29 protein-coding genes are annotated in these 23,592 nt (G+C 72.2%); 19 read left to right on the forward strand and 10 right to left on the reverse strand.

From position 1 onward, the window contains the following. Nucleotides 1-3: 3 nt before the first annotated feature. From H2038_RS08170 to H2038_RS08180, 3 genes are read left to right on the forward strand one after another with little or no spacing between them, the layout of a single operon-like run. Nucleotides 4-1,041, forward strand: coding sequence for an oxygenase MpaB family protein (locus H2038_RS08170; protein ID WP_292111464.1), 1,038 nt, complete (start codon nt 4-6; stop codon nt 1,039-1,041). Continuing rightward, a complete protein-coding gene (locus tag H2038_RS08175) occupies nt 972-1,184 on the forward strand; it encodes a DUF1902 domain-containing protein (RefSeq protein ID WP_292111467.1) in 213 nt (70 codons plus the stop codon). Before H2038_RS08170 ends, H2038_RS08175 begins: the two co-directional genes overlap by 70 nt. Nucleotides 1,185-1,187: 3 nt before the next feature. Next, the gene (locus tag H2038_RS08180; protein ID WP_292111470.1) at nt 1,188-1,382 is read left to right on the forward strand and encodes a type II toxin-antitoxin system HicA family toxin; all 195 of its coding nucleotides are present in this window, start codon (nt 1,188-1,190) and stop codon (nt 1,380-1,382) included. Nucleotides 1,383-1,414: 32 nt separating this feature from the next. Here the strand turns inward: H2038_RS08180 and H2038_RS08185 are convergent, their stop codons facing one another. Both H2038_RS08185 and ctrA read right to left on the reverse strand, forming a co-directional pair. Beyond that, entirely contained in the window at nt 1,415-2,035 is a 621-nt protein-coding gene (locus H2038_RS08185; protein WP_292111473.1) for a hypothetical protein, read from the reverse strand. A gap of 150 nt (nt 2,036-2,185) precedes the next feature. After that, nucleotides 2,186-2,887 carry a response regulator transcription factor CtrA gene (ctrA, locus tag H2038_RS08190; RefSeq protein WP_292111475.1) on the reverse strand — a complete coding sequence of 234 codons (702 nt, stop codon included), beginning with the start codon at nt 2,885-2,887 and terminating at the stop codon, nt 2,186-2,188. A 273-nt stretch (nt 2,888-3,160) separates the two neighbouring features. Here ctrA and H2038_RS08195 point away from each other — a divergent pair, with 273 nt between their 5' ends. Next, nucleotides 3,161-3,517 carry a helix-turn-helix domain-containing protein gene (locus H2038_RS08195; protein WP_292111477.1) on the forward strand — a complete coding sequence of 119 codons (357 nt, stop codon included), beginning with the start codon at nt 3,161-3,163 and terminating at the stop codon, nt 3,515-3,517. Beyond that, complete coding sequence (locus H2038_RS08200) at nt 3,514-4,236, forward strand: DUF6456 domain-containing protein (RefSeq protein ID WP_292111479.1); 723 nt, start codon at nt 3,514-3,516, stop codon at nt 4,234-4,236. Before H2038_RS08195 ends, H2038_RS08200 begins: the two co-directional genes overlap by 4 nt. Before the next feature lie 2 nt (nt 4,237-4,238). Here the strand turns inward: H2038_RS08200 and H2038_RS08205 are convergent, their stop codons facing one another. Beyond that, entirely contained in the window at nt 4,239-4,676 is a 438-nt protein-coding gene (locus tag H2038_RS08205; protein WP_292111482.1) for a SufE family protein, read from the reverse strand. Nucleotides 4,677-4,840: 164 nt separating this feature from the next. Here H2038_RS08205 and H2038_RS08210 point away from each other — a divergent pair, with 164 nt between their 5' ends. After that, nucleotides 4,841-6,529, forward strand: a complete 1,689-nt coding sequence (locus H2038_RS08210; protein WP_292111484.1) for a HAMP domain-containing sensor histidine kinase — start codon at nt 4,841-4,843, stop codon at nt 6,527-6,529. A 3-nt stretch (nt 6,530-6,532) separates the two neighbouring features. On the opposite strand, the gene H2038_RS08215 is transcribed toward H2038_RS08210, so the two are convergent. Further along, entirely contained in the window at nt 6,533-7,408 is an 876-nt protein-coding gene (locus tag H2038_RS08215; RefSeq protein WP_292111486.1) for a hypothetical protein, read from the reverse strand. Between the two features lie 58 nt (nt 7,409-7,466). Between H2038_RS08215 and H2038_RS08220 the strand changes: the two genes are divergently transcribed. Further along, nucleotides 7,467-7,796, forward strand: coding sequence for a DUF1491 family protein (locus tag H2038_RS08220; protein WP_292111488.1), 330 nt, complete (start codon nt 7,467-7,469; stop codon nt 7,794-7,796). Between the two features lie 3 nt (nt 7,797-7,799). Here H2038_RS08220 and H2038_RS08225 read toward each other — a convergent pair whose 3' ends face one another. Together H2038_RS08225 and H2038_RS08230 are read right to left on the reverse strand one after the other, a co-directional pair. Then, nucleotides 7,800-8,180, reverse strand: coding sequence for a hypothetical protein (locus H2038_RS08225; protein WP_292111491.1), 381 nt, complete (start codon nt 8,178-8,180; stop codon nt 7,800-7,802). Nucleotides 8,181-8,293: 113 nt separating this feature from the next. Then, complete coding sequence (locus H2038_RS08230; protein WP_292111494.1) at nt 8,294-8,428, reverse strand: hypothetical protein; 135 nt, start codon at nt 8,426-8,428, stop codon at nt 8,294-8,296. A gap of 160 nt (nt 8,429-8,588) precedes the next feature. Here H2038_RS08230 and H2038_RS08235 point away from each other — a divergent pair, with 160 nt between their 5' ends. Continuing rightward, on the forward strand, nt 8,589-10,220 hold the full coding sequence (locus H2038_RS08235; protein ID WP_292111497.1) for a peptide chain release factor 3: 1,632 nt from the start codon (nt 8,589-8,591) through the stop codon (nt 10,218-10,220). A gap of 18 nt (nt 10,221-10,238) precedes the next feature. On the opposite strand, the gene H2038_RS08240 is transcribed toward H2038_RS08235, so the two are convergent. Next, nucleotides 10,239-10,622, reverse strand: coding sequence for a hypothetical protein (locus H2038_RS08240; protein ID WP_292111499.1), 384 nt, complete (start codon nt 10,620-10,622; stop codon nt 10,239-10,241). A 142-nt stretch (nt 10,623-10,764) separates the two neighbouring features. Between H2038_RS08240 and H2038_RS08245 the strand changes: the two genes are divergently transcribed. Further along, nucleotides 10,765-11,109 carry a hypothetical protein gene (locus H2038_RS08245; protein WP_292111501.1) on the forward strand — a complete coding sequence of 115 codons (345 nt, stop codon included), beginning with the start codon at nt 10,765-10,767 and terminating at the stop codon, nt 11,107-11,109. Nucleotides 11,110-11,212: 103 nt separating this feature from the next. After that, nucleotides 11,213-12,442, forward strand: coding sequence for a hypothetical protein (locus H2038_RS08250; RefSeq protein WP_292111503.1), 1,230 nt, complete (start codon nt 11,213-11,215; stop codon nt 12,440-12,442). Here the strand turns inward: H2038_RS08250 and cysQ are convergent. Beyond that, complete coding sequence (cysQ, locus tag H2038_RS08255) at nt 12,439-13,242, reverse strand: 3'(2'),5'-bisphosphate nucleotidase CysQ (RefSeq protein ID WP_292111506.1); 804 nt, start codon at nt 13,240-13,242, stop codon at nt 12,439-12,441. The genes H2038_RS08250 and cysQ overlap by 4 nt on opposite strands. Before the next feature lie 72 nt (nt 13,243-13,314). Between cysQ and chpT the strand changes: the two genes are divergently transcribed. From chpT to H2038_RS08280, 5 genes are all read left to right on the forward strand, one after another. Further along, on the forward strand, nt 13,315-13,971 hold the full coding sequence (chpT, locus tag H2038_RS08260) for a histidine phosphotransferase ChpT (RefSeq protein ID WP_292111509.1): 657 nt from the start codon (nt 13,315-13,317) through the stop codon (nt 13,969-13,971). 101 nt (nt 13,972-14,072) lie between these two features. Further along, nucleotides 14,073-14,444 (forward strand): response regulator, encoded by a 372-nt coding sequence (locus tag H2038_RS08265; protein ID WP_292111511.1) that lies wholly within the window; start codon nt 14,073-14,075, stop codon nt 14,442-14,444. A 40-nt stretch (nt 14,445-14,484) separates the two neighbouring features. After that, a complete protein-coding gene (locus H2038_RS08270) occupies nt 14,485-15,264 on the forward strand; it encodes a protein-glutamate O-methyltransferase CheR (RefSeq protein ID WP_292111513.1) in 780 nt (259 codons plus the stop codon). 62 nt (nt 15,265-15,326) lie between these two features. Next, the gene (locus tag H2038_RS08275; protein WP_292111515.1) at nt 15,327-15,557 is read left to right on the forward strand and encodes a hypothetical protein; all 231 of its coding nucleotides are present in this window, start codon (nt 15,327-15,329) and stop codon (nt 15,555-15,557) included. 129 nt (nt 15,558-15,686) lie between these two features. Next, complete coding sequence (locus tag H2038_RS08280) at nt 15,687-15,911, forward strand: hypothetical protein (RefSeq protein ID WP_292111517.1); 225 nt, start codon at nt 15,687-15,689, stop codon at nt 15,909-15,911. 260 nt (nt 15,912-16,171) lie between these two features. Here the strand turns inward: H2038_RS08280 and H2038_RS08285 are convergent, their stop codons facing one another. Beyond that, nucleotides 16,172-16,552, reverse strand: a complete 381-nt coding sequence (locus tag H2038_RS08285; protein WP_292111520.1) for a GFA family protein — start codon at nt 16,550-16,552, stop codon at nt 16,172-16,174. Between the two features lie 104 nt (nt 16,553-16,656). Here H2038_RS08285 and H2038_RS08290 point away from each other — a divergent pair, with 104 nt between their 5' ends. The 4 genes from H2038_RS08290 (at nt 16,657) to alaS (ending at nt 22,994) form a co-directional block, all read left to right on the forward strand. After that, nucleotides 16,657-18,540: a M20/M25/M40 family metallo-hydrolase gene (locus tag H2038_RS08290; RefSeq protein ID WP_292111523.1), complete on the forward strand. Its 1,884-nt coding sequence runs from the start codon at nt 16,657-16,659 to the stop codon at nt 18,538-18,540. Between the two features lie 160 nt (nt 18,541-18,700). Beyond that, complete coding sequence (gene recA, locus H2038_RS08295) at nt 18,701-19,780, forward strand: recombinase RecA (protein ID WP_292111525.1); 1,080 nt, start codon at nt 18,701-18,703, stop codon at nt 19,778-19,780. A gap of 217 nt (nt 19,781-19,997) precedes the next feature. After that, nucleotides 19,998-20,255, forward strand: a complete 258-nt coding sequence (locus tag H2038_RS08300; RefSeq protein WP_292111529.1) for a hypothetical protein — start codon at nt 19,998-20,000, stop codon at nt 20,253-20,255. Nucleotides 20,256-20,348: 93 nt separating this feature from the next. Further along, nucleotides 20,349-22,994: an alanine--tRNA ligase gene (gene alaS / locus H2038_RS08305; protein ID WP_292111678.1), complete on the forward strand. Its 2,646-nt coding sequence runs from the start codon at nt 20,349-20,351 to the stop codon at nt 22,992-22,994. Here alaS and H2038_RS08310 read toward each other — a convergent pair. Continuing rightward, nucleotides 22,991-23,542, reverse strand: a complete 552-nt coding sequence (locus tag H2038_RS08310) for a DUF2939 domain-containing protein (RefSeq protein ID WP_292111531.1) — start codon at nt 23,540-23,542, stop codon at nt 22,991-22,993. The two genes, alaS and H2038_RS08310, sit on opposite strands and share 4 nt — an antisense overlap. Nucleotides 23,543-23,592 lie beyond the last annotated feature (50 nt).

Genomic DNA, 23,592 nt, shown 5'->3' on the forward strand with positions numbered 1-23,592 from the left:
GGCATGGCCCCGCTTCGCCTCCCCCGTCCGCTGCAGCAGCGCCTGAACGCCATGGCCGCCGACCTGATGTCGGCGCCGGGGCTTGAGGTGGACTTCTCGCAGCCCGCCGGCGCCGCGGCCCTGGTCCCGCCGGACTCGATCTCGTGGCGGATCTTCAAGAACCCGGTCAGCCTCTACATTGGCGGCGTCGCCGCCGTGCTGCTGGAGCTGGCCGAGCCGCGCGTCCGCTCGGGCGTGTGGGACCACACCAGCTTCCGCACCGATCCGGTCATGCGCCTGCGCCGCACGGGTCTCGCGGCCATGGTCACCGTCTACGCCGACCGGGCCACGGCCGAACGGATGATCGCCGGCGTCAACAGGCGTCATGCGCGCATCACCGGCACGGCCGACGACGGCGCGGCCTACGCCGCTGACGACCCCGAGCTGCTGGACTGGGTCCAGGCCACCGCCAGCTTCGGCTTCATCGGCGCCCGCCACCGCTTCGTCGCGCCCCTGTCGCCGGCCGATCGCGACCGCGCCTGGGCCGAGGCCGCGCGGGCGGCGGCCCTCTACGGCGCGCGAAACAGCCCGGCCTCCGAGGCCGACTGGGCGCGCGCGCTCGCCGCCATGGAGCCGAAGCTCGGCCCCTCGCCGGTGCTGGGCGAGTTCCTCGCCATCATGCGCGGCGCCCCCGCCCTGCCCTCCGCCGGCCGCCTCGCCCAGCCGCTGCTGATCCGCGCCGCCGTCGACCTGCTGCCGGAGCGGCTGCAGTCGAAGCTGGGGCTGGCGGGACAGGGCCTGTCGCCGCTGGAACGCCCCCTCGTCCGCGCCCTCGGCGCCGCCGCGGACCGCCTCGTGCTGGACAGCGCCCCGCCGGCGCAGGCCTGCGTGCGGATGGGCCTGCCGGCGGACTGGCTGTATCAAGAACGGGAGTCGTCTGCCGGCGGGGGGTGCGGATTGACGCTACAGCGCCGAAGCCCCACTCTCCCTGCATGGCTCGCTACACGGTCACCGCAGTCTGGGACGCCGATGCTGGCGTCTACTGGTCGCAGAGCGACATAGTCGGCCTGAACGTCGAGGCGGCGACCCTGAGCGAGTTTGTCGATCTCGTCGAGACGCTGGCTCCGGAACTGATGCGCGACAACGGTGTGGAGCCGGGGCCGGTCACCATCACAGGCGAGACGGCGCTGAAGGCCGCGTCCTGAGTCGTGCCCAAGGACTTCTATCCGGAGCTCGAGCGACGCTTGCGCGACGCCGGATGCCGGTTCGTCCGCCCCGGCAAGGGCAGCCATGAAATCTGGTTCAGCCCGGCGACCGGCCGGACCTTCGCCGTCCCCCGCACGAAGAGCCGGCACATGGCCAACCAGATCCTGAAGGACGCAGGGCTGCCGAAGGCTTTCTGACGTCCGCTTGCGACCCGTTGCGGACGTACAACCTAGATCTCCTCAAGTGTGGCAGACTCGCAGAAAAACCAGGTCCCCGCTGCAAGCCGGACAAGATAGCGGCTCTCCGAACACCCGTGTCCCGCTTCGAACTGATGCCTCACGTTCTGCCGTGTAAGCTCGTTTGCGAGGAGCGGTCGCAAGCTTTCTGGGCCTTGAGCCAGCATGTAGAAGCTCGTGTTCGAGTATGTGAGGAACGTGGAAAGTCGTGTCGCCCCGTGAAGGAAATCATGCACGGCTTTGATCCCGCTCGACCGCTCGACCCAACGCTCCACCACATCGTAGAGCGCGAGCGGCTCCGGTAGCGGCTGGCTGCAATAGATCAAGAATGTCACCGGCTGCGCCCAGTCTAGATCATCTGACCGAATAATCTCGAAGTCTCCAAGAGCTTCGTCGTCTTCTGGATCGACCAACGCCGGAACGCCTAGCTTGCCGTGGGAGATGCCGGTGAACGAAAGGATCGCGTCGCCATTCGTCCAAGTGGGTTGGGTTTTCCACCAGCCACACCCGCGAACTGTCAGCCTCAGGGTGTCATCGGCCATCTGCGCCGCTGCGACTGTGCTCGGATGGGAAAAGGTCTTCTCGTTGAGCAGAGCGAACAGGTCATAGATCATCAGGCACCCTCCAAGCGTGACAATGGCCTATCGTGGCAATGTCCGCTCCCCACCCGTTGCGAACGCTCCGGACTTCCGCTTTCCGTCCGGCAAGCAAAACGCCCGCCGGGTCTCCCCGGCGGGCGCTTCCTTGTTCGGTTGTCGCCCCGGTCAGGCGGCGGCGCTGACCGAGCCCTCGGCCGGGTCGCGCAGGACGTAGCCGCGGCCCCAGACGGTCTCGATGTAGTGCTTGCCGCCGGCGGCGGTGGCCAGCTTCTTGCGCAGCTTGCAGATGAAGACGTCGATGATCTTCAGCTCGGGCTCGTCCATGCCGCCGTACAGGTGGTTGAGGAACATCTCCTTGGTCAGGGTCGTGCCCTTGCGCAGGGAGAGGAGCTCCAGCATCTGGTACTCCTTGCCGGTCAGGTGGACGCGGTGGCCGTTCACCTCGACGGTCTTGGCGTCCAGGTTCACCGCGATCTCGCCGGTGTGGATGATCGCCTGGGCGTGGCCCTTGGAGCGGCGCACCACGGCGTGGGTGCGGGCGATCAGCTCGTCCTTGTGGAACGGCTTGGTCATGTAGTCGTCGGCGCCGCCGCCGAAGGTCTTGACCTTGGTTTCGATCTCCGAGGTGCCCGAGAGGATCATCACCGGGGTGTTGACCTTGCCGACGCGCAGCTGGCGCAGCACCTCGAGGCCGTTCATGTCGGGCAGGTTCAGGTCGAGCAGGATCAGGTCGTAGTCATAGATCTTGCCGAGGTCGATGCCTTCCTCGCCCAGGTCCGTCGTATAGACGTTGAAGCCTTCCGACTTCAGCATCAGCTCGATGCTCTGCGCGGTCGCGTGGTCGTCTTCGATAAGCAGGACGCGCATCGTTGCCCCTCCAGGCAGAGCTTGGCTTTAGTCGTTACTGCCCCGTTTCGGGGTAACCTTGTTCTAGGGTTAACCCTCCAAAAACTTAAGAAGGGTTAACGCGACTGGTTAACGGCGAATCTAGGCTGATTTGCGAATCGCCGTCGAGAGTCCGGAGTCAAGCGACGGAACTTTTTCCGGCCCGCCACCGCCCTGCGTCCGAAACAGACGCATCGCAGGAACATATTCCTATCGTCGCCGGACGGGCGATGCGAGCGGCGAGGGAGCTGGGAGATGATGACGAGGCCGTGGCTGGCGGAGGCGCAGCGCGACAGGGTGCGCGCGCGGATGGCGCTGCAGATCGTGGCCGTGTCCACCGGCGTGGCCGTGGAGACGATGATGCGCGGCACACGGCTGGACGGCCGCGCCTGCCGCGCGCGCTGGCTGGCGATGTACCTGGCTCACGTGGCCTTCGGCTGGTCGCTGGAGCGCGTCGGTTTCGCCTTCGGCATGAACCGGACCACGGCCGCGGCGGCGTGCCGCTGGGCCGAGGACGGCCGCGACCGGCCGATCCTCGACGCCCTGCTCGACCGGCTCGAGCGCTGCGTGCGCGAGGTGCTGGAGGCGCCGGCCTGCGAGCTGGGAGGGTGACCGCCGCGCGGACCCTGGCCTTCGCGCGCCGGGTGCTCGCCGCCCCGAGCGGCTGGATCGAGGCAGCGGGGGACCGCTATGTCCTGCGCACCGGCCCCGATCGGCGCTCGCGGGTTCTCGGCAGCATCGACGAGGCCGCCTTCCGGCGGCTGATCGAGAGCCCGGGCCTGCGCGTCCGCCCGGCCGGCGGATGGATGATCCGCCAACTTCCGGTCGGGGCCGGCGACTCCGCCCCGGCTCCGGGCCGGCCCGGCATGGTGGAGGGAAGCCGCCCGGTGATGGAGCCGGACGCCGGGCTGGTCCTGCGCCGGGCCAACCTGACCCAGACGCCGGTCGCCTGGCTGGCTCGCCGCTGCGGGCCCGACGGCCGCCCCTGGCTGGAGCCGATCCACGTCGCCGCCGCGATGCGCCTCGACGCCGACGTCGAGCAGGCGATGCGGGGACCGCACCTGACCCTGCGCTGGGACGCCCTGCCGCGGACGCGGGCGGGCGGCTTGGGCCGGCGGGGCGGCCCCGGGGAGACGGCCCTCGCCGCCGCCCGCCGCGTCGAGGCGGCGCTGGCCGCCTGCGGTCCCGCACGGGCCATGGTCGACCGCATCTGCGTCCGCGCCACCGCCCTGGAGGCGGCCGAGCGCGACCTCGGCCTGCGCCGCCGCACCGGCAAGCTGCTGCTCCGTCAGGGGCTGGAGGCGCTGGCCCGTCACTATCGCCTGGGGTGAAGCTATGGCGAGGCCTGGGCGCGGGCGGCCGCGGCGTCGCGGATGCGGCCCACCATGGCGTTGAGCCCGTTGGCCCGCTGCCGGGTCAGGGCCGCCGGCAAGCCCAGCCGCTCCAGCGCCGCCCGCGCGTCGAAGGCGAGGATCTCCGCCGGCGTGCGGCCGCTGTACAGCCGCAGCAGCAGGGCGATGTTGCCCTTGGACAGGGCGCTGTCGCTGTCGGCCGCGAAGTCGAGCCGGTCGCCCCGGTCGTGCACGGCCAGCCAGACCTGCGCCGCGCAGCCGGGCACCTTGTTGGCCTCGGTGCGGTCCGCCTCCGGCAGCGGCGGCAGCTCGCGCCCCAGATCGATGACGTAGCCGATGCGGCTTTCCCAGTCGCCGAGCAGGTCGAACTCCTCCGCCAGCTCGGCGAGGACGGCGTCGATGGAAGGCTGCGGAGTCATCCGCGGCAGATAGGCCGGCCGGCGGTTAACGACAACCGCCGCACCTGTCCCCGGAATTCCGCGCGGGCGTCCGGCGAGCCAGTCGCCTGAGACGGGTGCGGACTATGGGCGACTCGCCGCGCCCGCTAGGCTGCCGCGCGACTGTCCTCCGCTCCGGCCCGCCCTTGACCGCCGACCACCCTCTCCCAGCCACCGCCAGCGACGCCGGTCCTGAGGCCGGCGACCGTCCGGCGCTGGCCGCCTGGCACGCCGGCTGGGCGGTGGCCGCGGCCCTGCTGGCGCTGGGCGGCCGCTGGATCGGCGGCCTCGACGGCCCGGTCTTCTACGGCGTGCTCGTCATGGCCGCGCCGGGCCTCGCCGGCCTCACCCTGCTCCATCGCGACGGCGAAGGCCGCCGTCTGGCGGTGCTGGCCCTGTGGGGACTGGCGGCCGTCGTCGGCGCCGTGCTCTCCGGGGGACTGGCCGGGCCGCTGGCCGGCTTCGCCTTCCTGCCGCTGGCGGCCGGAATCGCGCTCGGCGGGCCGCGGCCGGTGCAGGCGGGCGCGGCGGCCGTCGGCGTCGCCACCCTGGCCGGCCTGCTGTCGGGCTGGCTGCTCGGCCCCGGCGATCATCTGCCGGTGCTGGCGGCGATCTCGGCGGCTCTCACGGCGGCTGCGGCGGCCCTGGCCGTCCGTCTCTCCTGGCGCCAGCGCGAGATGCGTCTGGCGGCGGCGGAGAGCGAGGTGCGACGGGTCGAGACCCTGCTCGCCGCCCAGCCCGGCCTGACCCTGGTCCTCGATCCCGCCGGCCGGGTGCTGGCGGCCTACGGGGCGCCTCCGCCCGCCCTGCCGGTCGATCCGCTGTTCGAGCACGGCCTCGTCGCGGCCATCCACGCCCCCGACCGGCCCCGCCTGCTCGCCGCCCTCGGCCGCGCCGGGGGCGGCCACGAGGGTTCGGCCATGCTGGCCCCGCGCCTGGCCCTCGATCGTCGCATCCAGCTGATCGTCCGCCGGCTCGACGACGGCGCCGAGCCGCGCCTGATCGCCCAGGCCTTCGACGCCACCGCCCAGTACGCCCGCGAGCTGGGACTGGAGGTCGCCCGCGCCGAGGCCGAGGCCCGGGAGGTCGGCAAGTCCCGCTTCCTCGCGACGATGAGCCACGAACTGCGCACGCCGCTCAACGCGGTGCTCGGCTTCTCGGACATCATGCGCCAGCGCCTGTTCGGCCCGGTGCCCGACCGCTACGCCGACTACGCCGAAAGCATTCACGAGGCCGGCGGCCACCTGCTCGACCTGATCAACGACCTGCTCGACGTCTCCAAGATCGAGGCCGAGCGCTACACCCTCTCGCGTGAGCGCTTCGACGCCCGCGAGGTCGTCTCCGCCGCCATGGCCCTGGTGCGCGTGAACGCCGACGACAAGGGCGTCGCCCTCTCCGGCCTGCTGCCGTCCGAGCCGGTCGACGTCCTGGCCGATCGGCGGGCGCTGAAGCAGATCGCCCTCAACCTGCTGTCGAACGCCGTCAAGTTCACGCCGGCCGGCGGCGGCGTCACCGTCTCGCTCGAGACCCGGGGCGACGGGATCGAGATCGTCGTGGCCGACACCGGCGTCGGCATCGCCGTCGAGGACCTCCAGCGCCTCGGCCGGCCGTTCGAGCAGGCCGGCGGGCCCGAACAGCGTCGCCAGGGCACGGGTCTGGGTCTGTCGCTGGTGCGCGCCTTCGCGGAACTGCACGGCGGGGCCATGAGCATCGAGAGCACCCTCGGCGAAGGCACGGCGGTCACGGTGCGCCTGCCGGTCGCCGTCGCCGCCCGATCGCCGGCGCCCGAGGGCGGGGCCGAGATCATCCCCCTGCCGGTGGCGAACGGCGGCTGAGCCTCAGACCGCGCCCATGGCCAGGAAGGCCCGGCCGGCGGTGAAGTCCCCCGCCTCGAGCCGCGCCGTCGCTACGCTGCCGTCGCGGAAGTGGAATTCGAGGGCGAAGGATTCGCGGGGATCCAGCCCGGCGAGGGCCTCGCCCGCGGCGGCCGGGAAGCGCCACAGGTCGCCGGCCCGCCGATCCCCGTCCAGCAGCGCCGCGTCGGCCGGCGCGACCCCGGACGACCAGAAGCTGGCCCGGGCCCGGGTCGGCGGCAGCCCGTCGCCCGTCACCCAGGGCCGCGCCAGCCGGGCCGGGTCGCGCAGCACCAGCCGCGCCGCATAGGGCCGCGGGCGGCCGTGCCAGCTGACCACCGCCGCCAGCGCGGGCCGCTCCCCCTTGCCGGCGTAGCCGAAGGCCACCGGCGAGGCGCCGATGCGGGTCGCCTGGCGCAGACGCCAGGACGTCTTGTCCCAGCTGTAGCGGTCGGCGGTCCACGCCAGGCGCGCCCCGGGGAAGGTCATCCGCGGCGTGCGCGACCAGCCGGCGAAGGCGTTGGCCACCCGCTGGCGGACCGTGGCCAGTTCGGGATCGCGGCACGACACCGCCCGCGCCCGCGCCCGCGCCCGTCCGGCCACCGCGGCCAGTTCGGCCGGGTTCGCCCCGCCGCGCAGCGCCGCGCCGCGCGCCTGGGCCGTCGCAGCCTCGAGCGCCGCGGCGATGGCGGCCGGGAACAGCTCGCAGCGGCCGTCCGCCGCGACCACGAAGGCCCGCTCGTAATAGGCGTCGGTCGCCGCCGCCGCGGCAGGCGTGGCGGCCGCGAGGGCGGTCGCGGCCAGCGCGAGCGCCCCGCGTGCGACGGCTTGGGCCCGGACCCTGTTGTAGCCTATCCTCATGGGGCGACAACCTGCACCATCAGGCGTTCCGGTCGCGTTTCCGATCAGGGTTAGCGATTTGCTTCTGTCGAGCGACGTCTGGGTGGCCGCCCTCATCCGCCGGGCCGAGATCGGCGGGGCTTTCGCCACCGTCGCGCGCAAGGGCGACGCCCGCGCCGGCACGGTGATCGTCAAGGTGTTCGACACCTCCAGCCGCCGGGCGCGGCTCTACAGCGAGGCCTTCGGCCCGGACGGCGAACGTCTGTGGATGCAGCCGGTGGAGAGCGAGTCCGAGGCCGAGCTGGACGCCTATCTGCAGCGCCAGATCCGCTACGACCCCGACCTCTGGATCGTGGAGATCGAGGACCGCGAGGGCCGCCACTTCATCACGGAGAAGGTGGCCGCCTAGGCGTCAGGCCGCCAGCCGCATCCACACCGCCCGGTCGGCGGCCACGGAGTCGAGCTTGCCGCGGCTGGCGCGCATCTGCAGCTGGCGCATCACCGGCGTCGGCAGGGCGCAGAACAGCGGCTCGACCAGTTCCGGCGCGCAGCCGGCGGCCGGGGCCGCGAACAGGGCTGCGTTGACCTCGGGCGAACGGTCGTGGATCAGCCAGGCCAGGCGGCGGGCGCGCTGCGGATCGTTGCGGTGCAGCAGCGGGTCCTCGGCGAAGAGTTCGCAGCCCAGCTCCAGCACATAGTCGAGGCCCAGCCTGTCGAAGCGGCGCGCGTCGCCCGGCGTGACCGGGCAGGTCTCGTCGAGATCGAACACCACGTCGTTCAGCAGAAAGAGCATCGGGGACACCTGCCATCACCGGGCTCATACCGGCCCGTTGAAGCCACCGTAGCCGCAGGCGCTTGCGGTTCCGTTCCCGAACGCGGTTAAGGAATTCCGACCGGCGAAAACCGTCAGAACACCATGTTGAACAGCACGTGGACGATCAGCGCCCCGGCCACGATCACGCCGAAGCCGAGCAGCAGGCTGATCGCCGGGTGCGGGCCTTCGCGATGCGGCGGGGGGTCGAGGGGCGAGTGCAGGGTCATGGCCGCTCCTGGGTTTCCTCAGGCGGCGCCCGGCTGACGTGACCGGGTCGTCTCGCCTGTCGGCGAGCATGACTCCGAAGACCCTTCGTGGCGAGGGGTTTTTCGCCTCGGGTGACTTTGTCGCGCTTCCGCGCTAGGTCGCGCGGCCCAAGGAAGACCCATGTCGAAACTGACTCTCGCACAGGAGGCCCTGCGCCGCAGGACCTTCGCCATCATCGCGCACCCCGACGCCGGCAAGACCACGCTGACCGAGCACATCCTGCTCGCCGGCGGGGCGATCCGCGCCGCCGGGGCCGTGCGCGCGCGCGGCGAGAACCGCCGCACCCGCTCGGACTGGATGAAGATCGAGAAGGAGCGGGGCATCTCCGTTTCGGCGTCGGTGATGACGTTCGAGCACGACGGCAAGATGTTCAACCTGCTCGACACGCCGGGGCACGAGGACTTCTCGGAGGACACCTACCGCACCCTGACGGCGGCCGACTGCGCCATCATGGTGCTGGACGCGGCCAAGGGCATCGAGCCGCAGACGCTGAAGCTGTTCGAGGTCTGCCGCCTGCGCGACATCCCGATCATCACCTTCATCAACAAGCTGGACCGCGAGGCCCAGGACCCGATGGCCCTGCTGGACGACATCGCCAGCCGGCTGCAGCTCGATCCCGCCCCGATCTGGTGGCCGGCGGAGAGCGGCAACCGTCTGCGCGGCATGGTCGAGATCGGCACCGGCCGCTTCCAGCCCTACGCGCGCAAGGCCGCCGGCGCCGACGAAGATCCGGAACACCCCCAGCCCCTGCCGCTGGCCGACGCCGACCGCTACTTCGAGGCGGGGGAGCAGGAGGCCCTTGCCGAAGCGCTGGAGCTGGTCGAGGGGGGCTACCCGGCCTTCGATCGGCAGTCCTTCCTCGAAGGCCACCTGACGCCGGTGCTGTGGGGCTCGGCGCTCCGCCACTTCGGCATCGACCAGCTGCTGGCGGCGATCGGCGAGTGGGCCCCGGCCCCCAAGGTGATGAAGGCCCGCAAGGAAGCGCCGCCCGAGACCCGCAACGCGCCGGCGCCGGAGGATGTGACCGTGGACCCCGGCTCGGCCGAGGTCACCGGCTTCGTGTTCAAGGTCCAGGCCAACATGGACCCCAACCACCGCGACCGCATCGCCATGTTCCGCATGGCGTCCGGCCAGTTCCGCCGCGGCATGAAGCTGAAGGTCCAGAACACCGGCAAGCAGCTGAGCGTGAACGCCCCGATCATGTTCTTCGCCTCGGACCGCGAGCTGGCCGAGGACGCCTTCGCCGGCGACGTGATCGGCATCCCGAACCACGGCGTCCTGCGCGTCGGCGACAGCCTGTCGGAAAGCGGCCTGATCCGCTTCGCCGGCCTGCCCAACTTCGCGCCCGAGATCCTGCAGCGGGTCCGGGTCAAGGACCCCCTCAAGGCCAAGCACCTGAAGAAGGCGCTGGAAGGCCTGGCCGAGGAAGGGGTGACCCAGCTGTTCCGGCCGGAGATCGGCTCGGACTTCATCGTCGGCGCCGTCGGCCAGCTGCAGTTCGAGGTGATGGCCGACCGACTGGGCGAGGAATACGGCCTGGAAGCCGTCTTCGAACCCTCCCCCTACGCCGAGGCGCGGTGGATCGGCGGCGACAAGGCCGACCTCGAGGACTTCGCCGGCAAGTACCGGCCGCAGATGGCCCGCGACATCGACGACCAGCCGGTGTTCCTCGCCAAGTCGAGCTGGGAGACCGGCTACGTCGGCGAGCGCTTCCCCAGGGTGGCCTTCATGAAGACGAAGGAGCGCGGCTGAGGCCGGCGGCGCAGCAGTTCAGCTCACCGCAGCCGCGAGCGCTGCGCGGGCCTCGTCCAGCAGCTTCACCGCCGCCTCGGGCGTCAGGGCCGTCAGGTGTCGCCGCCCGGCGAACAGCCCGTCCATGACCCGGCACCAGAGCGAGAGATTGGCGTCGTGGCTCACGAACACCGTCCAGCAGGGACCGGTGCGGCCGAAGGCGCGGGCGACCACCTCGATGTCCGCATTGTCGACCTTCCCGTCGCTCTCGCGCACGTCCTGGATCCAGTCCCACCCGGCGAGCTCAGGCCGGGCGGCGACGAGAGCGCAGATGTAGCGCGACGCAGCGGCTCCGGAGGCGCCCTCGCCAAGGGTCATGAACACGCGCTGCGTCGCCTCCTCGATCCGGTGGTCGAGATTCATGTCGTCACCTCCCCTGTGGCCGGCAACCTGGAAGCCGCCGGGTTACCGAAACCTTCACCGTGCGGAGGCCGATGGCGCTTTCCCTCGTCGGGCCGGCGTGGTTCTCTGTCGACCGGAGCGGCAGGTCGCCCTGGAGATTCCGATGATCGCGGTGGCCCTCCCGGCCTTGCTTTCGCTGGCGGTCGCCCAGGCCGCGCCCCAGCCCGCCCTCTCCTACGAAGAGGTGGTCCGCTGCGCCGGCCTGACCCAGGCCGCCTCGGAGCTGGAAGGGGGCGAAAGCCGCGAGGGCCGGCTGCTGTTCGACGCCGCCCTGTACTGGTCGCTGACCGCCAGCCAGACGGCGGAAGCCGCGGGTCGCGCCCCCGCCGCCGCCGAGGGCGACCAGACCCGCGCGCGCATCCGTGCGGTGCGCGAGCTCGCCGCCGGCGACGCTGACGCCGCCGCAGAGCTTCGGCGCTGCCGCGCCCGCACGCCTCGCCTCGGCTAGCGCGGATCCCGTGGCGAACCCCCGGCGCGGCGCTGCGTTTGCTCATGACCGCGGGGAAACGTCACGTCCGTCCCGGAGCGGGACGACTGGAGCACGGCTGCGTATGTTCGAGTTCGGCAGAGACCTGAGGAAACTGTTCGAGAAGGCCCGCGAGAGCGAGGACCTCGGCTGGCTGGAGCTCATCGGCGCCGACCTGGTGCGGACCGAGGCGCGGCGCGAGGGCATCGACGCCGGCCGTGTCTCCTGCGCCCGGCCCTTCGACGGGTGGATGCGGGCCTCGGCGCTGTGGCGCGAGCACGCCCGCCGCACCGGCGACCGGGCCAGCCTCGACCGCGCCGCCGCCGCCGCCTCCGACGCCGCGCGCCATACCGCGAGCCCGGACCAGACCGCCGCCGCCGCGATCGAGTCCGGCGAGATCCACCTGCTGCGTTTCGATCTGTTCGGCGGCGCCGCCTGCCTGACCGCCGCCCTGTCCGACATCCAGGCGCTGACGGCCGAGCGGGCGGCCACGCGTTCGGCCGCGGCCTCCCTGCACGCCCGACTCTCGGCCCGGCGGGCGCGTCTTTCCGGCGAGACCCGGCCGCTGCTCGATGCCGCCGCCCTGCTCGACGCCGCCCTTCACGGCGCCGATCGTCTGCCGCCGTCGGTCGGCGACGAGCTGCGGCTGGACCGCGCGGCGCTCGGTCTTGAGGCCGGCATCGCCCGCCGGGACCCCCGGCTGCTCGACCAGGCCGGCCGCGACCTGCGCGCGCTGATCGAAACGGCTTCGCCCGACCAGCGCCCGCTGACCCGCGCCCGCGCCCTCGCCCTCGCCGGCGCCGGCCTGTCGGCCTTGGCCGCCCTCGCCGGCGACGCCGCCGCGGCGCTTCAGGGCGGCGCCCTCTTCGACGCCGCCGCGGACCAGTTCACCGCCGACCACAGTCCGCTCGACTGGATCGCCGTGGTGCTGGCGCGGGCTGAGGCGGGCGTGGATCTCGCCGCCCTCGCGCGAGCCGAGGCGCTGGCGGACCACCCCGGCCTGATCCTGGGCGCCCTGGTCCGCGAACGTCGACTGGCGGCGGAAAGCGCCCTCGCCGAGGCGGCGGGAGACGTCGGGACGCTGACGGAGCTGGAAGCGCGGGTCCGCCGGCGGCTCGCCGCCGACGGCCCGGTCCGGCCGCTCGACTGGGCCGCCGACCAGATCGCCATGGCCCGCCTCGCCCTCGCCCGCGGTCGTCTCACCGGGCTGGAGCCCGTCGCCGTCGGCCTGATGCTCGCGGAAGCGGCGGAAACCGCGCGGGAACAGGGGGTGCCGGCCCTGGCCCGCCGCGCGGCCGAGGTCCTGCCCGCCTAGCCGCCGAGCGCCACGAAACCGCCATTGCGCCACCCCGGCTTGCCGTAGCGCAGCGGTCCGCCGTCCTCGGCCATGACCCGGCCGCCGGCGGCCTCCAGCACCGCCTGCCCCGCCGCCGTGTCCCATTCGGAGGTCGGACCGGTGCGCGGATAGGCGTCGAAACGCCCCTCGGCGATCAGGCAGAACTTGAGCGAGGAGTCCGTCCCCTGCCAGCTGCGGCAGCCGTGGCGCGTCGCCAGCCGCAGGGCCTCGTCGTCGGTCATGCTGTGGCTCAGCAGGGCCACGGGTTCGGCCGGCCGCTCGCGCACCCGGATCGCTTGCCACGCCTCGCCGAACCGGCGGCGGAACGCTCCGCCTCCGGCCGGGCCGCTGCGCCAGGTCGTCCGGGTCGCCGGCGCCACCACGACCCCGGCCGCGGGCGCCGCGCCCCGGACCAGGGCGATGTTGACCGTGAAGCTCTCCCGCCCCTGCACGAAGCCGCGCGTGCCGTCGAGGGGATCGACCAGCCAGAAAACCTCGCCCGGGTGGTCCGGCGCGCCGTGTTCGGCCACAGCCTCCTCCGCCACCGCCGGAATGTCGGGCCAGCGCGCGGACAGCCGGGCGAGGATCAGCGCCTCCGCCTCGTGGTCGGCCTGAGTCACCGGACTGTCGTCCGCCTTGGTCGCAGCCGCCACGCCATTGCGCCAGTAGGGCAGGATCACCTGCGCGGCCTCTTCGGCGATCTCCGCCAGCGCCTCGGCGAGGGCGCCGGAGGCGAGGTCTTCGTTCAATCGGTCGAGCATGCCGCTGCGATAGAGCATCCGCGCGGTTTGAAGAACCCGCAAATCAGGGCAGCGTCCGGCCGCCCTCCTTCTGTCCACCGCGAAGACCCGATGACCGACGTCGCCCACTCCTCCGCCCTTCCCGACGGCCAGGCCCTGGCCGCCCTGGTCGCAGGCAAGCTCTGCCACGACTTCATCAGCCCGGCGGGCGCGATCAGCTCGGGTCTCGATCTGCTCAAGGACCCCTCCGCCCAGGACATGCGCGACGATGCCATGGGCCTGATCGAGGCCAGCGCGCGGAAGATGGTCGCGCTCGTCAACTTCGCGCGTGTCGCCTTCGGGGCCGCCACCTCGACCGAGCGCTTCTCGGGGCGGGACCTCGGCGCCCTCGTCGCGGGGCTGACCGAGGGCGGACGCGCCACCCTCGACTGGCGGGTGGAGGGGGAAGGCTTCTCCCGCGCCGAGGCCCGCGTCCTCGTCAATCTGGGGTATATGGCCATGGCGGCCCTGCCGTCGGGCGGCGCCGCGGTGGTGACCGCCCGGCGCGACGCGCAGGCGCTCGTGGTCGAGGCCGCCGCCGAAGGACCGCGGGCGCGCCTCAAGCCGGAGGCCGCCGCCGGTCTCGCCGGCCTGCCCCTCGCCGAGGGGCTTCCCGGCCAGTGGATCCAGCCCCACTGGCTGTGGCTCACGGTGCGGGACGCCGGCGGCGAGCTCGCCGTGGAGACGGGCGAAGGGCGGGTGTCGCTGCATGCGAGCATGCCTAACTGAGCCTTAAGACCGCTTCCCAAGGACTCGTTAACCGGCGCGCGCCGATCATGCGCCGGTGTGCGGAGCGGGCGTCGCGCACCCCTCGCCAGCGGAAATGCCAAGTGACCCCCAGGACCTGCCTGATCGTCGACGACAGCCGGATCATCCGAAAGGTCGCCCGTCGCATCGTCGAGGGGCTGGGTTTCGAGGTGGACGAGGCGGCGGACGGCGCGGAGGCGCTGACCTTCTGCGCCGCGGTCATGCCGGACGTGGTCCTGCTCGACTGGTCGATGCCGGTGATGGACGGACTCACCTTCCTGCGCCGTCTGCGCGATCTGCCCGGCGGCGATCGGCCGAAGGTTCTGTTCTGCACGATCGAAACCCGGGCGGAGCGCATCGCCGAAGCGCTTTCGGCCGGCGCCGACGACTATGTGATGAAGCCGTTCGACGGCGAGATCCTGAGCTCCAAGTTCGCCGAGGTGGGGGCCGTCTGAACCCATGTCGCCGGAGGACTTCGACCGTCTTCAGTCACTGATGGCCAGCCGCACGGGCTACCGCCTGGCTCGCGATCGCATGAAGCTGGCCGAGCACCGCCTCGGGCCCGTCGCCCGCCGCGAAGGCTTCGACTCGGTCGCGGCCATGCTGGCCGCGCTGTGGTCGAAGCCCGTCGCCAGCCTCGGCTGGAGCGTCATCGAGGCCCTGCTCAACCCGGAGACCTGGTTCCGGCGCGACCGGGCCACCTTCGACACCCTCGCCACAGAGCTCCTGCCGGCGCTGGTGCGCGCCCGCGGGGGTCAGCCGATCCGCATCTGGTCGGCCGGCTGCTCGACCGGGCAGGAGGTCTGGTCGATCGCCATGGCCGCCCTGGAGGTCGGCGCCCCGGTCGAGATCATCGGCACCGATCTCTCCCACCGGGCGCTCGAGAAGGCGCGCTCCGGGGCCTACACCGGTTTCGAGATCCAGCGCGGGCTCAAGGCCGCGACCATGCTCCGCTGGTTCGACCAGACCGAGGAGACCTGGATCGCCCGGGCCGAACTCCGCGCCGTCGCCCGCTTCGCCCGGGCCAACCTGCTCACACCCCCGGCGGAGGATGTGCGCTTCGACCTCATCTTCTGCCGGCACGTGCTGGACGACATGCAGCCGGCCGTCCGCGGCCAGGTTCTCGACCAGCTGGAGCGCCGCCTTGTGGACGACGGATGCCTGTTCCTGGGCGCCGGGGAGCGCATCGACGCCGACAGCCTCGCCTTCCGTCCGGTGGCCGGTCGTCAGGGCCTGTTCGTCAAGGCGCCGGGGTCCCTGAGGCGGGCCGCCTGACGCACGTTTGTCGGGATATCATCACAGGAACGACTTTCGGGGGAAGTAGTTGATGCGAGCCGATGAGCCCGCACCGCACCGACCCCTACTTCTGCATTGTCGCCCTGCCGGGCCAGCCGGTGGCTGACCTGTTCGTGCTGCAGGCGGCCGACGACGCGGGAGCCCTTCGCCAGGCGGCGCTGGCGGCGACGGGTTGCTCCGGCTGGCTCGCGGTCGAGGTCTTCCAGGGCGAACGCCCCGTGGGCCAGTTGGTCGCGGAGGGCTCGTCCGCCGCTCTCGCCGCGGCAGCCTAGAGTGGTTTCCCGATCACTGCCGGCCACAATCTGCGGCGGCGCGGGCCGCTGTCGTGACTCGTTCACGATTTCGTGCAACCAGTGGGTAGCGGCGGATTCTCGACGCACAACCATCCTAGAGGGGACATCATGAAGAAGATTGTCGCGGCCCTGGCCGGCGGACTTCTGCTCGTGGCGGGTCAAGCCGCCGCCGCCAACAACTCGGCCGTCGCCCGCGTCGGCGACCGCGTCGGCGTCGAGGCCGGTGAATCGAGCGAATTCGCGGGCGTGCCGCTCCCGGTTCTGCTGATCGGCGCCGCCGTGCTGGTGGCGACCGTGGTGGTCGCTACCGACGACGACAGCGAAAGCGACTGAGTCCAGTCTGTTTGCGCTCAAGAAGCCCTGTCCGGATACTCCGGGCAGGGCTTTTTCGTGCGTGGCTGCTGTGGCAGGAGGGCGGCCGCGGCGGGGGTCGCATATCGTGATCGGCAGGTGCCTATGGGTTTTTTGCGAAGCCTTTTTCGTCAGTTGCGGTGCCGGCGTCACCGCTGGCGCCCCGACCGGAGGCGCCCAGGATTTGAGTGGTGCGACCTGTGCCGGGCGAGGCGAAAGGCTCCAACCGGTCCGCAGCCGGACTAATTCCCGTTTTGCGGGAGTCCGTCGCCGATATCGTAGTAGTCGCCCTTGCCGGTCGTGAAGATGTGCATCTTCAGCCGCGTTCCCGTGGGCCCGTCGAAGGCCCCCATGGCTACCGCGATCCAGTCCCGCGCCGGCGGATCCCAGAACAGCGACGATCCGCATCGGGTGCAGAAGCCGCGCCTCACCTTGTCCGAGGAGGCGAACCAGCCCAGCGTCTCCTGCGTCCTCAGGGTCAGCGCCGCCTTCGGGACGTCGGTCGACGCGAAATAGTGGCCCGACTGCTTCCGGCAGAGGCGGCAGTGGCAGGCGTCCGGCGGCGGCAGATCGCCCTCCACCTGGAAGCTCACGCCCCCGCACAGGCAGGATCCCTCGTGCATCGCCTCGTCCTCCGCTCCCGTCGGCCTTCGCCGGCGCCAGCCTCCCCCGGTGACGGCGGCGCGTCCAGACGCTAGCGTGCGAGCTCCATCGGGAGGGCGGATCGATGCGGCTGGTGTGGCTGACCGGATCACTGGCGCTGGCGCTGCTGCTGGCGGTGCTGACGCTGCAGGCGCCCCGCCCCGCGCCGGCCACAGCCCCGGCGGAGGCGTTCTCCGCCGCCCGCGCCCTCGTCGACGTGCGCGAGATCGCCCGCGCCCCGCACCCCCTGGGCTCCGTCGAGCACGCCCGGGTCCAGACCGTCCTGCTGCGGCGCATGGAAGCGCTCGGCCTCCAGGTCTCGACCCAGCAGGGCCCGATCTCGCGCGGCGCGGCCGACTATCTCCGCCGCATGGGCGGCGACCCCGCGGCGGCCGACTACACGGCGGTCAATCTCATCGGCGTGCTCCCGGGGCGGAATCCCGGCCTGCCCGCCGTGGCCCTGATGGCCCACTACGACACCGTGCCCGGCTCAGCCGGGGCGGCCGACGATTCCACCGGGGTGGCGGCGGTGCTCGAGGCGGTGCGCGCCATCCGCGCCCGCGGTCCGGCCGACCGCACCCTGGTGGTGCTGCTGACCGACGCCGAGGAGATCGGGCTGGACGGCGCCCGCATCTTCTGGGGCGGACACCCGCTGCGCGACCGGATCGGGGCGGTGGTCAACCTCGAGGCGCGGGGCGGCGGCGGCCGGGCGATGATGTTCGAGACCGGCCGCGGCAACGCCGCGACCATCGACCTGTTCGCCCGCGTCGCCGGCCGGGTGGACGGCGGCGTCACCTCCAATTCACTGGCGGCGTTCGTCTATGAACTCATGCCGAACGGCACCGATTTCACGGTTCCGCGCGACCGGGGGGTGCAGGGTCTGAACCTCGCCTTCATCGGCCGGCCCGCCCAGTACCACGCCCCGGAGTCCACGCCCGACGCCCTCGATCCGGGCAGCGTGCAGCATATCGGCTCCCAGGCCCTGGAGGCGGCCGACGCCCTGCTGCGCGCCCCGACGCTGCCGGCCGGCGGCCGCGACGCCGTCTATGCGGACCTGTTCGGTCGGGTCGTCGTCGCCCACGCGCCGCCGGTCGGCTGGGGGCTGCTCGCCCTGGCGACGGGTCTGCTCGGCCTCGCCGGTTGGCGCGCCGGCCGGCGGGCCGGACTGACCATCGCCGACGTCGGCCGGGGCGCGCTGGACGGGCTCTGGTTCCTCGCCGTCGGTCTGGTGCTGGCGCAGGTCGTCCGCCTGCTCGGCGGGCCGATGGCGGTCCGCGCCGCCAGCCCGGACGCCTACTACGTCCTGCTCGCCCGCCTGCCGTGGCTGGAGGCGGGGGTGGCGGGCGCCCTGGTCGCCCTCGTCCTGGTCCTGCTGGGAGGCCGCGCGCGCCTGGATCGCCGGTGGCTGGCCGGCGGCCTCGCCGCCCTCACGGTCGCCGGCCTCGCCTGGGGCGGATTCGACCCGCTGCTCGCCGGAGCGGGGGCGGCCGCCGTCGGCCTGTCGCTGGCTCCCGGTCTGGCGCCCCGCTCCACCTGGGGCGGCTGGAGCGGCCTCATCGCCCTCTGCCTGCTGTTCGGCGCGGCCGCCCAGGCCTTCGCCCCGGCCACGGCCTTCCTGTTCCTGTGGCCGGGCCTGCTGGCCGCCGGAGTCGCCGCCCTCGCCGCCATCCTGGACCCGGGCCTCACGCGCCCCGCGGCGCTCGCTCCCGTGGCCATGGCCGCAGCGGCCGGCGGCGGCTGGCTGCTCTCGCTGGCCCATCCCGTCTTCCTTGGCGTCGGCATGGATCTGCCCGGCGTTCTGGCCCTGCTCGCCCTGCTGACGGCCATGCTGCTCCGGCCGTTCGAGCCCGGCGACCGGCTGCGCCGGCCCTTGCTCCTCGCCGCCGCCGCCATCTTGGTCGCCGGGGCCGGCGTGTCGGGCGCGGCCCGGCTGGCCGAACCGATGGAACCACCGGCCGCAGCCGACTAGCCATACGTCAGTTCCGGACGCACGCCCCGCGCCCCCGGAAAAGAACATATTGGCAACCTGAACAAACCGTGCACATAGTGAGCCTCATCAAACAGGGGGCGGGTCCGTGGCGGGTCTCTCCCGGAACCAGACGGGAATCATGGCAAGGGAGACGAAGGCGATGTCACAGGCGGCTTTGAAACTGGTGGGCAAGGAAGACGGCGACAAGCAGCGGGCTCTGGAGGCGGCGATCGCCCAGATCGACCGCGCCTTCGGCAAGGGCTCGGTGATGAAGCTCGGCAAGGCCGGGGTGGTCGCCGAGATCGAGAGCGTGTCGACGGGCTCGCTGGGCCTCGACATGGCGCTCGGCATCGGCGGCCTGCCGGTGGGCCGGGTGATCGAGGTCTTCGGGCCCGAGTCCTCGGGCAAGACCACGCTCGCCCTGCACACGGTGGCCGAGGTGCAGAAGAAGGGCGGCGTCGCCGCCTTCGTCGACGCCGAGCACGCGCTGGACCCGGTCTACGCCCAGAAGCTGGGGGTGAACCTCGACGACCTGCTGGTGTCGCAACCCGACACCGGGGAGCAGGCGCTCGAGATCGTCGACACCCTGGTGCGCTCCGGCGCCGTGGACATCGTGGTGATCGACTCGGTCGCCGCCCTGACGCCGCGCGCCGAGATCGAGGGCGAGATGGGCGACAGCCTGCCCGGCCTGCAGGCCCGCCTGATGAGCCAGGCCCTGCGCAAGCTGACCGCCTCGATCTCGCGCTCCAAGTGCATCGTCCTGTTCATCAACCAGATCCGTCACAAGATCGGGGTCATGTACGGCTCGCCGGAGACCACCACCGGCGGCAATGCGCTGAAGTTCTACGCCTCGGTCCGCCTCGACATCCGCCGCACCGGCGCGATCAAGGATCGCGACGAGGTGGTCGGCAACACCACCCGGGTGAAGGTGGTCAAGAACAAGGTCGCCCCGCCGTTCCGCGAGGTCATCTTCGACATCATGTACGGCGAGGGCATCTCCAAGATCGGCGAGATCATCGATCTGGGCGTCAAGGCCGGGGTGGTCGAGAAGTCGGGCAGCTGGTTCAGCTACGACAGCCAGCGCATCGGCCAGGGGCGCGAGAACGTGCGCGCCTTCCTGAAGGCCAATCCCGACGTCGCGGCCTCGATCGAGAAGGCGGTGCGCGCCTCGACGACGAAGATCGCCGACGAGCTGCTGGGCACGCCCGAACCCGACGAGGGCCAGGACCTGGAAGGCTGACCGCCTGAAACCGACCGAAGCGGCCGCTGCTTTTCGCGGCCGCTTCCCCTCCCCTCCCTGAAAGACTTCTCCGGCCGGGTCCGCCGACCCGCCATCCGACCCCGCCGGGCCGGGCCGGACGGAGCGGCCGCCCGACCCCCGTGTCGGGCGGCCTTTTTCGTCCCGAACCTTTTCCCCCTCCCCGCCGTTTGTGCTCCGCCCCAGCCCGGAGACTCCCATGGCCGACGTCCAGTCCCTCAGCCAGTTCACCCTGTCGGAAACCCCTGACGGCTACCTCATCGAGATCGAGGGCGACGGCGGCGGATCGATCGCGGTCGAGGCCACGCCGGAACAGCTCGACGCCATCATCGACGCCCTCGACGACCTGCTCTCCGAGGACGAGGCCGCCGCCGACGAGGTCGACTCCGACGGCCCCGACGAGGAGGAAGACGACGACGAGGTGGTCGACGACGTGGTCCGCGACGACGAAAGCTGATCCGGTCCCGGTTCGATCGCACCCCGGGGTGATGCGCCCCGGGCGAAAGCCCTGTATGGACGCAGCCTTCCCTGAATGCGTCTGCGACGAACCATGGCCAGCCTGAACCAGATCCGCTCCACCTTCCTCGACTTCTTCGCCGCCGACGGCCACGAGAAGGTGCAGTCCGCGCCGCTGGTGCCGCAGAACGACCCGACCCTGCTGTTCGTCAACGCGGGGATGGTGCCGTTCAAGGACTATTTCACCGGCGCCGCCACCCCGCCGTACCGGCGGGCGACGAGTTCGCAGAAGTGCGTCCGCGCCGGCGGCAAGCACAACGACCTCGACAACGTCGGCTACACCGCGCGCCACCACACCTTCTTTGAAATGCTGGGGAATTTCTCCTTCGGCGACTATTTCAAGGAGCACGCGATCGAGCGCGCCTGGACCCTGGTGACCAAGGAGTTCGGCCTCGATCCCGAGCGGCTGATGGTCACCGTCTACATCGACGACGACGAGGCCTTCGACATCTGGAAGAAGGTCACCGGCTTCGCGGACCACAAGATCGTCCGCATCGCCGGCAGCGACAACTTCTGGGCCATGGGCGACTCCGGCCCCTGCGGCCCCTGCACCGAGATATTCTGGGACCACGGCGAGCACATCCCCGGCGGGCCTCCGGGTTCGCCCGAGGAGGACGGCGACCGCTTCGTCGAGATCTGGAACAACGTGTTCATGCAGTTCGAGAAGGAGAACGACGAGATCGTCCGCTCCCTCCCGAAGCCCTCGGTCGACACCGGCATGGGCCTCGAACGCATCGCCGCGGTGCTGCAGGGCGTGCATTCCAACTATGACGTCGACCTGTTCAAGGCCCTGATCGCCGCCTCGGAGGACGCGACCTCCACCCGCGCCGAAGGCGACCGGGCGCCCAGCCACCGCGTCATCGCCGACCACCTGCGCAGCTCGTCCTTCCTGATCGCCGACGGCGTCACCCCGTCCAATGAGGGCCGCGGCTATGTGCTGCGCCGGATCATGCGCCGCGCCATGCGCCACGCCCACCTGCTCGGCGCGTCCGAGCCGCTGATGCACCGGCTGGTTCCGGCGCTCGTCGCCGAGATGGGCGAGGCCTACCCCGAGCTCAGGCGCGCCCAGGCCTTCATCGAGGACACGCTGAAGCAGGAGGAGATCCGCTTCCGCACCACCCTCGGCCGCGGCATGGGCCTGCTGGAGGACGCCACCCGGGAGCTGCAGCCCGGCGGCGTCATCGCCGGCCAGACCGCCTTCACCCTCTACGACACCTACGGCTTCCCCCTCGACCTGACCCAGGACGAGGCGCGGCGCCGCGGCTTCTCGGTCGACACCGAGGGCTTCGACGCCGCCATGGCCGAGCAGCGCGAGCGCGGCAAGGCGAACTGGAAGGGGTCCGGCCAGAGCGCCAACGCCGGCGAGTGGCTGGCCCTGCGCGACCGGCTGGGGCCGACGGTGTTCACCGGCTACGACCAGGTCGACGACGCCGGCGAGGTGCTGGCCCTGATCCACAACGGCGAGGCCGTCGACCGGGTCGAAACCGGCCAGATCGCCGAGGTGGTCTTCGACCGCACCCCCTTCTACGGCGAGGGCGGCGGCCAGGCCGGCGACCGCGGCGAGATCGAGTGGCCGGGCGGCTCGGCCACGGTGCTTGATGTCCAGAAGCACGGCGGGGACCTGTACGCGCACAAGCTGGAGGTGACCGCCGGGGCGCTGGAGATCGGCCTGCGCGCCAGCCTGCGCGTCGACCCGCAGGCGCGGCTGACCACCCGCGCCAACCACTCCGCCGCCCACCTGCTCCACGCCGCGCTGAAGAACGTGCTCGGCCCGCACGTCGCCCAGAAGGGCCAGATGGTCGACGCCGAGCGCCTGCGCTTCGACTTCAGCCACAACGCCCCGGTCACCGAGGAGGAGCTGGCCCGGATCGAGGACGAGGTGAATGCGGTGATCCGCCAGAACCTGCCGGCCGAAACGAAGATGATGGCGCCGCAGGCGGCCATCGAGGCCGGCGCCGTGGCCCTGTTCGGCGAGAAGTACGGCGACGAGGTGCGCGTGCTCACCCTCGGCCGCGCCCTCGCCGGCGAGGGCGACTACTCCGTCGAACTGTGCGGCGGCACCCACGTGGCCCGCACCGGCGACATCGCCCTGTTCCGCATCGTCTCGGAGAGCGGCATCGCCGCCGGGGTGCGCCGCATTGAAGCGCTGACCGGCGAGGCCGCCCGCCAGCACCTGCTGGCCCAGGCCGGCGTCGCCCGCGCGCTGGCGCAGGGCTTCAAGGTCCAGCCCGCCGAGGTGCCCGCCCGGGTCGAGGCGCTGACCGGCTCGGTGCGCACCCTCGAGAAGCAGGTCGCGGAGCTGAAGAAGCAGCTCGCGCTGGGCGGCGGCGCCGGCGGCTCCGCGGCGCCGGAGGAGATCGGCGGGGTGAAGCTGATCGCGCGGGTGCTGGACGGCGTCGGCGGCAAGGAGCTGCGCGGCGTGGCCGAGGACTTCCGCAAGCAGGTCGGCTCCGGCGTGGTCGCCCTGATCGGCGTCGTCGACGGCAAGGCGGCGGTGACCGTCGCCGCCACCTCGGACATGGCCGGCAGGGTCAACGCCGCCGACCTCGCCCGGGCCGCGGTGCTGGCCATGGGCGGACAGGGCGCCGGCGGCAAGCCGGACTTCGCCCAGGGCGGCGCGCCGGACGGCGCGAAGGCCGAGGCCGGTCTGGCGGCGATCCGGAGCGCGCTGGCCGGCTAGGCCCGGTCCGCCTGCAGGTCCACCGCCGCCAGCTTCCAGGCGAACAGGCCGCGCCGCTCGAGGATCAGCGCCAGCTGCTGGTCCGGGCGGTCGCGGTCCGTCAGGGTCACGGCGAAGTGGTCGAGGTCGCGATAGCCCCACGACTGGTGGATGTCGTTGGCGTCGGCCGCGTCGCCGGGCTCCCGCTCGGGCGGATCGGTCGGGTCGGGCGCCTCGGCGGTGACCACCATCTGCGCCACCATCTCGGGCGTCACGAAGGTGTCGACCGCGCCGGACAGCAGCATCGGGGCCAGCATCAGGCCCAGCCCGCCGAGACCGCTCTCGGCCACCTCCGGATCGCGCCTCATGCGGGCGACGAGCTCGGCGTTGAGTTCTTCCTTCAGGCTCTGGCGCAGGGCGGGGAAGTCGACCAGCGCCTCCAGCCGACGCGCGTCGCCGGCCTTGGCGGCGCGGATCAGCCCCTGCGCCGCCAGCACCGGCGCGGCGGCCCAGGCGGCGACCAGCGCCACGACGGCCGCCGCGGCGACCCCGATGAGCAGCTTCTTCATGCGATCCCTCCGGCGTCGTAACGCCTCCCCCACGGCCACGGTTGCCGCGA

It is taken from the genome of Brevundimonas sp. (genome assembly GCF_013912005.1).
Taxonomy (GTDB): domain Bacteria; phylum Pseudomonadota; class Alphaproteobacteria; order Caulobacterales; family Caulobacteraceae; genus Brevundimonas.

Bases quoted from the DNA above. Each gene is read 5' to 3' on its own strand.
- H2038_RS08170 (WP_292111464.1), top strand. From the start codon at position 4: ATGGCCCCGCTTCGCCTCCCCCGTCCGCTGCAGCAGCGCCTGAACGCC.
- H2038_RS08175 (WP_292111467.1), top strand. From the start codon at position 972: ATGGCTCGCTACACGGTCACCGCAGTCTGGGACGCCGATGCTGGCGTC.
- H2038_RS08185 (WP_292111473.1), bottom strand. From the start codon at position 2,035: ATGATCTATGACCTGTTCGCTCTGCTCAACGAGAAGACCTTTTCCCAT.
- ctrA (WP_292111475.1), bottom strand. From the start codon at position 2,887: ATGCGCGTCCTGCTTATCGAAGACGACCACGCGACCGCGCAGAGCATC.
- H2038_RS08195 (WP_292111477.1), top strand. From the start codon at position 3,161: ATGATGACGAGGCCGTGGCTGGCGGAGGCGCAGCGCGACAGGGTGCGC.
- H2038_RS08205 (WP_292111482.1), bottom strand. From the start codon at position 4,676: ATGACTCCGCAGCCTTCCATCGACGCCGTCCTCGCCGAGCTGGCGGAG.
- H2038_RS08215 (WP_292111486.1), bottom strand. From the start codon at position 7,408: ATGAGGATAGGCTACAACAGGGTCCGGGCCCAAGCCGTCGCACGCGGG.
- H2038_RS08225 (WP_292111491.1), bottom strand. From the start codon at position 8,180: ATGCTCTTTCTGCTGAACGACGTGGTGTTCGATCTCGACGAGACCTGC.
- H2038_RS08230 (WP_292111494.1), bottom strand. From the start codon at position 8,428: ATGACCCTGCACTCGCCCCTCGACCCCCCGCCGCATCGCGAAGGCCCG.
- H2038_RS08235 (WP_292111497.1), top strand. From the start codon at position 8,589: ATGTCGAAACTGACTCTCGCACAGGAGGCCCTGCGCCGCAGGACCTTC.
- H2038_RS08240 (WP_292111499.1), bottom strand. From the start codon at position 10,622: ATGAATCTCGACCACCGGATCGAGGAGGCGACGCAGCGCGTGTTCATG.
- H2038_RS08245 (WP_292111501.1), top strand. From the start codon at position 10,765: ATGATCGCGGTGGCCCTCCCGGCCTTGCTTTCGCTGGCGGTCGCCCAG.
- H2038_RS08250 (WP_292111503.1), top strand. From the start codon at position 11,213: ATGTTCGAGTTCGGCAGAGACCTGAGGAAACTGTTCGAGAAGGCCCGC.
- cysQ (WP_292111506.1), bottom strand. From the start codon at position 13,242: ATGCTCTATCGCAGCGGCATGCTCGACCGATTGAACGAAGACCTCGCC.
- chpT (WP_292111509.1), top strand. From the start codon at position 13,315: ATGACCGACGTCGCCCACTCCTCCGCCCTTCCCGACGGCCAGGCCCTG.
- H2038_RS08270 (WP_292111513.1), top strand. From the start codon at position 14,485: ATGGCCAGCCGCACGGGCTACCGCCTGGCTCGCGATCGCATGAAGCTG.
- H2038_RS08275 (WP_292111515.1), top strand. From the start codon at position 15,327: ATGAGCCCGCACCGCACCGACCCCTACTTCTGCATTGTCGCCCTGCCG.
- H2038_RS08280 (WP_292111517.1), top strand. From the start codon at position 15,687: ATGAAGAAGATTGTCGCGGCCCTGGCCGGCGGACTTCTGCTCGTGGCG.
- H2038_RS08285 (WP_292111520.1), bottom strand. From the start codon at position 16,552: ATGCACGAGGGATCCTGCCTGTGCGGGGGCGTGAGCTTCCAGGTGGAG.
- H2038_RS08290 (WP_292111523.1), top strand. From the start codon at position 16,657: ATGCGGCTGGTGTGGCTGACCGGATCACTGGCGCTGGCGCTGCTGCTG.
- recA (WP_292111525.1), top strand. From the start codon at position 18,701: ATGTCACAGGCGGCTTTGAAACTGGTGGGCAAGGAAGACGGCGACAAG.
- H2038_RS08300 (WP_292111529.1), top strand. From the start codon at position 19,998: ATGGCCGACGTCCAGTCCCTCAGCCAGTTCACCCTGTCGGAAACCCCT.
- alaS (WP_292111678.1), top strand. From the start codon at position 20,349: ATGGCCAGCCTGAACCAGATCCGCTCCACCTTCCTCGACTTCTTCGCC.
- H2038_RS08310 (WP_292111531.1), bottom strand. From the start codon at position 23,542: ATGAAGAAGCTGCTCATCGGGGTCGCCGCGGCGGCCGTCGTGGCGCTG.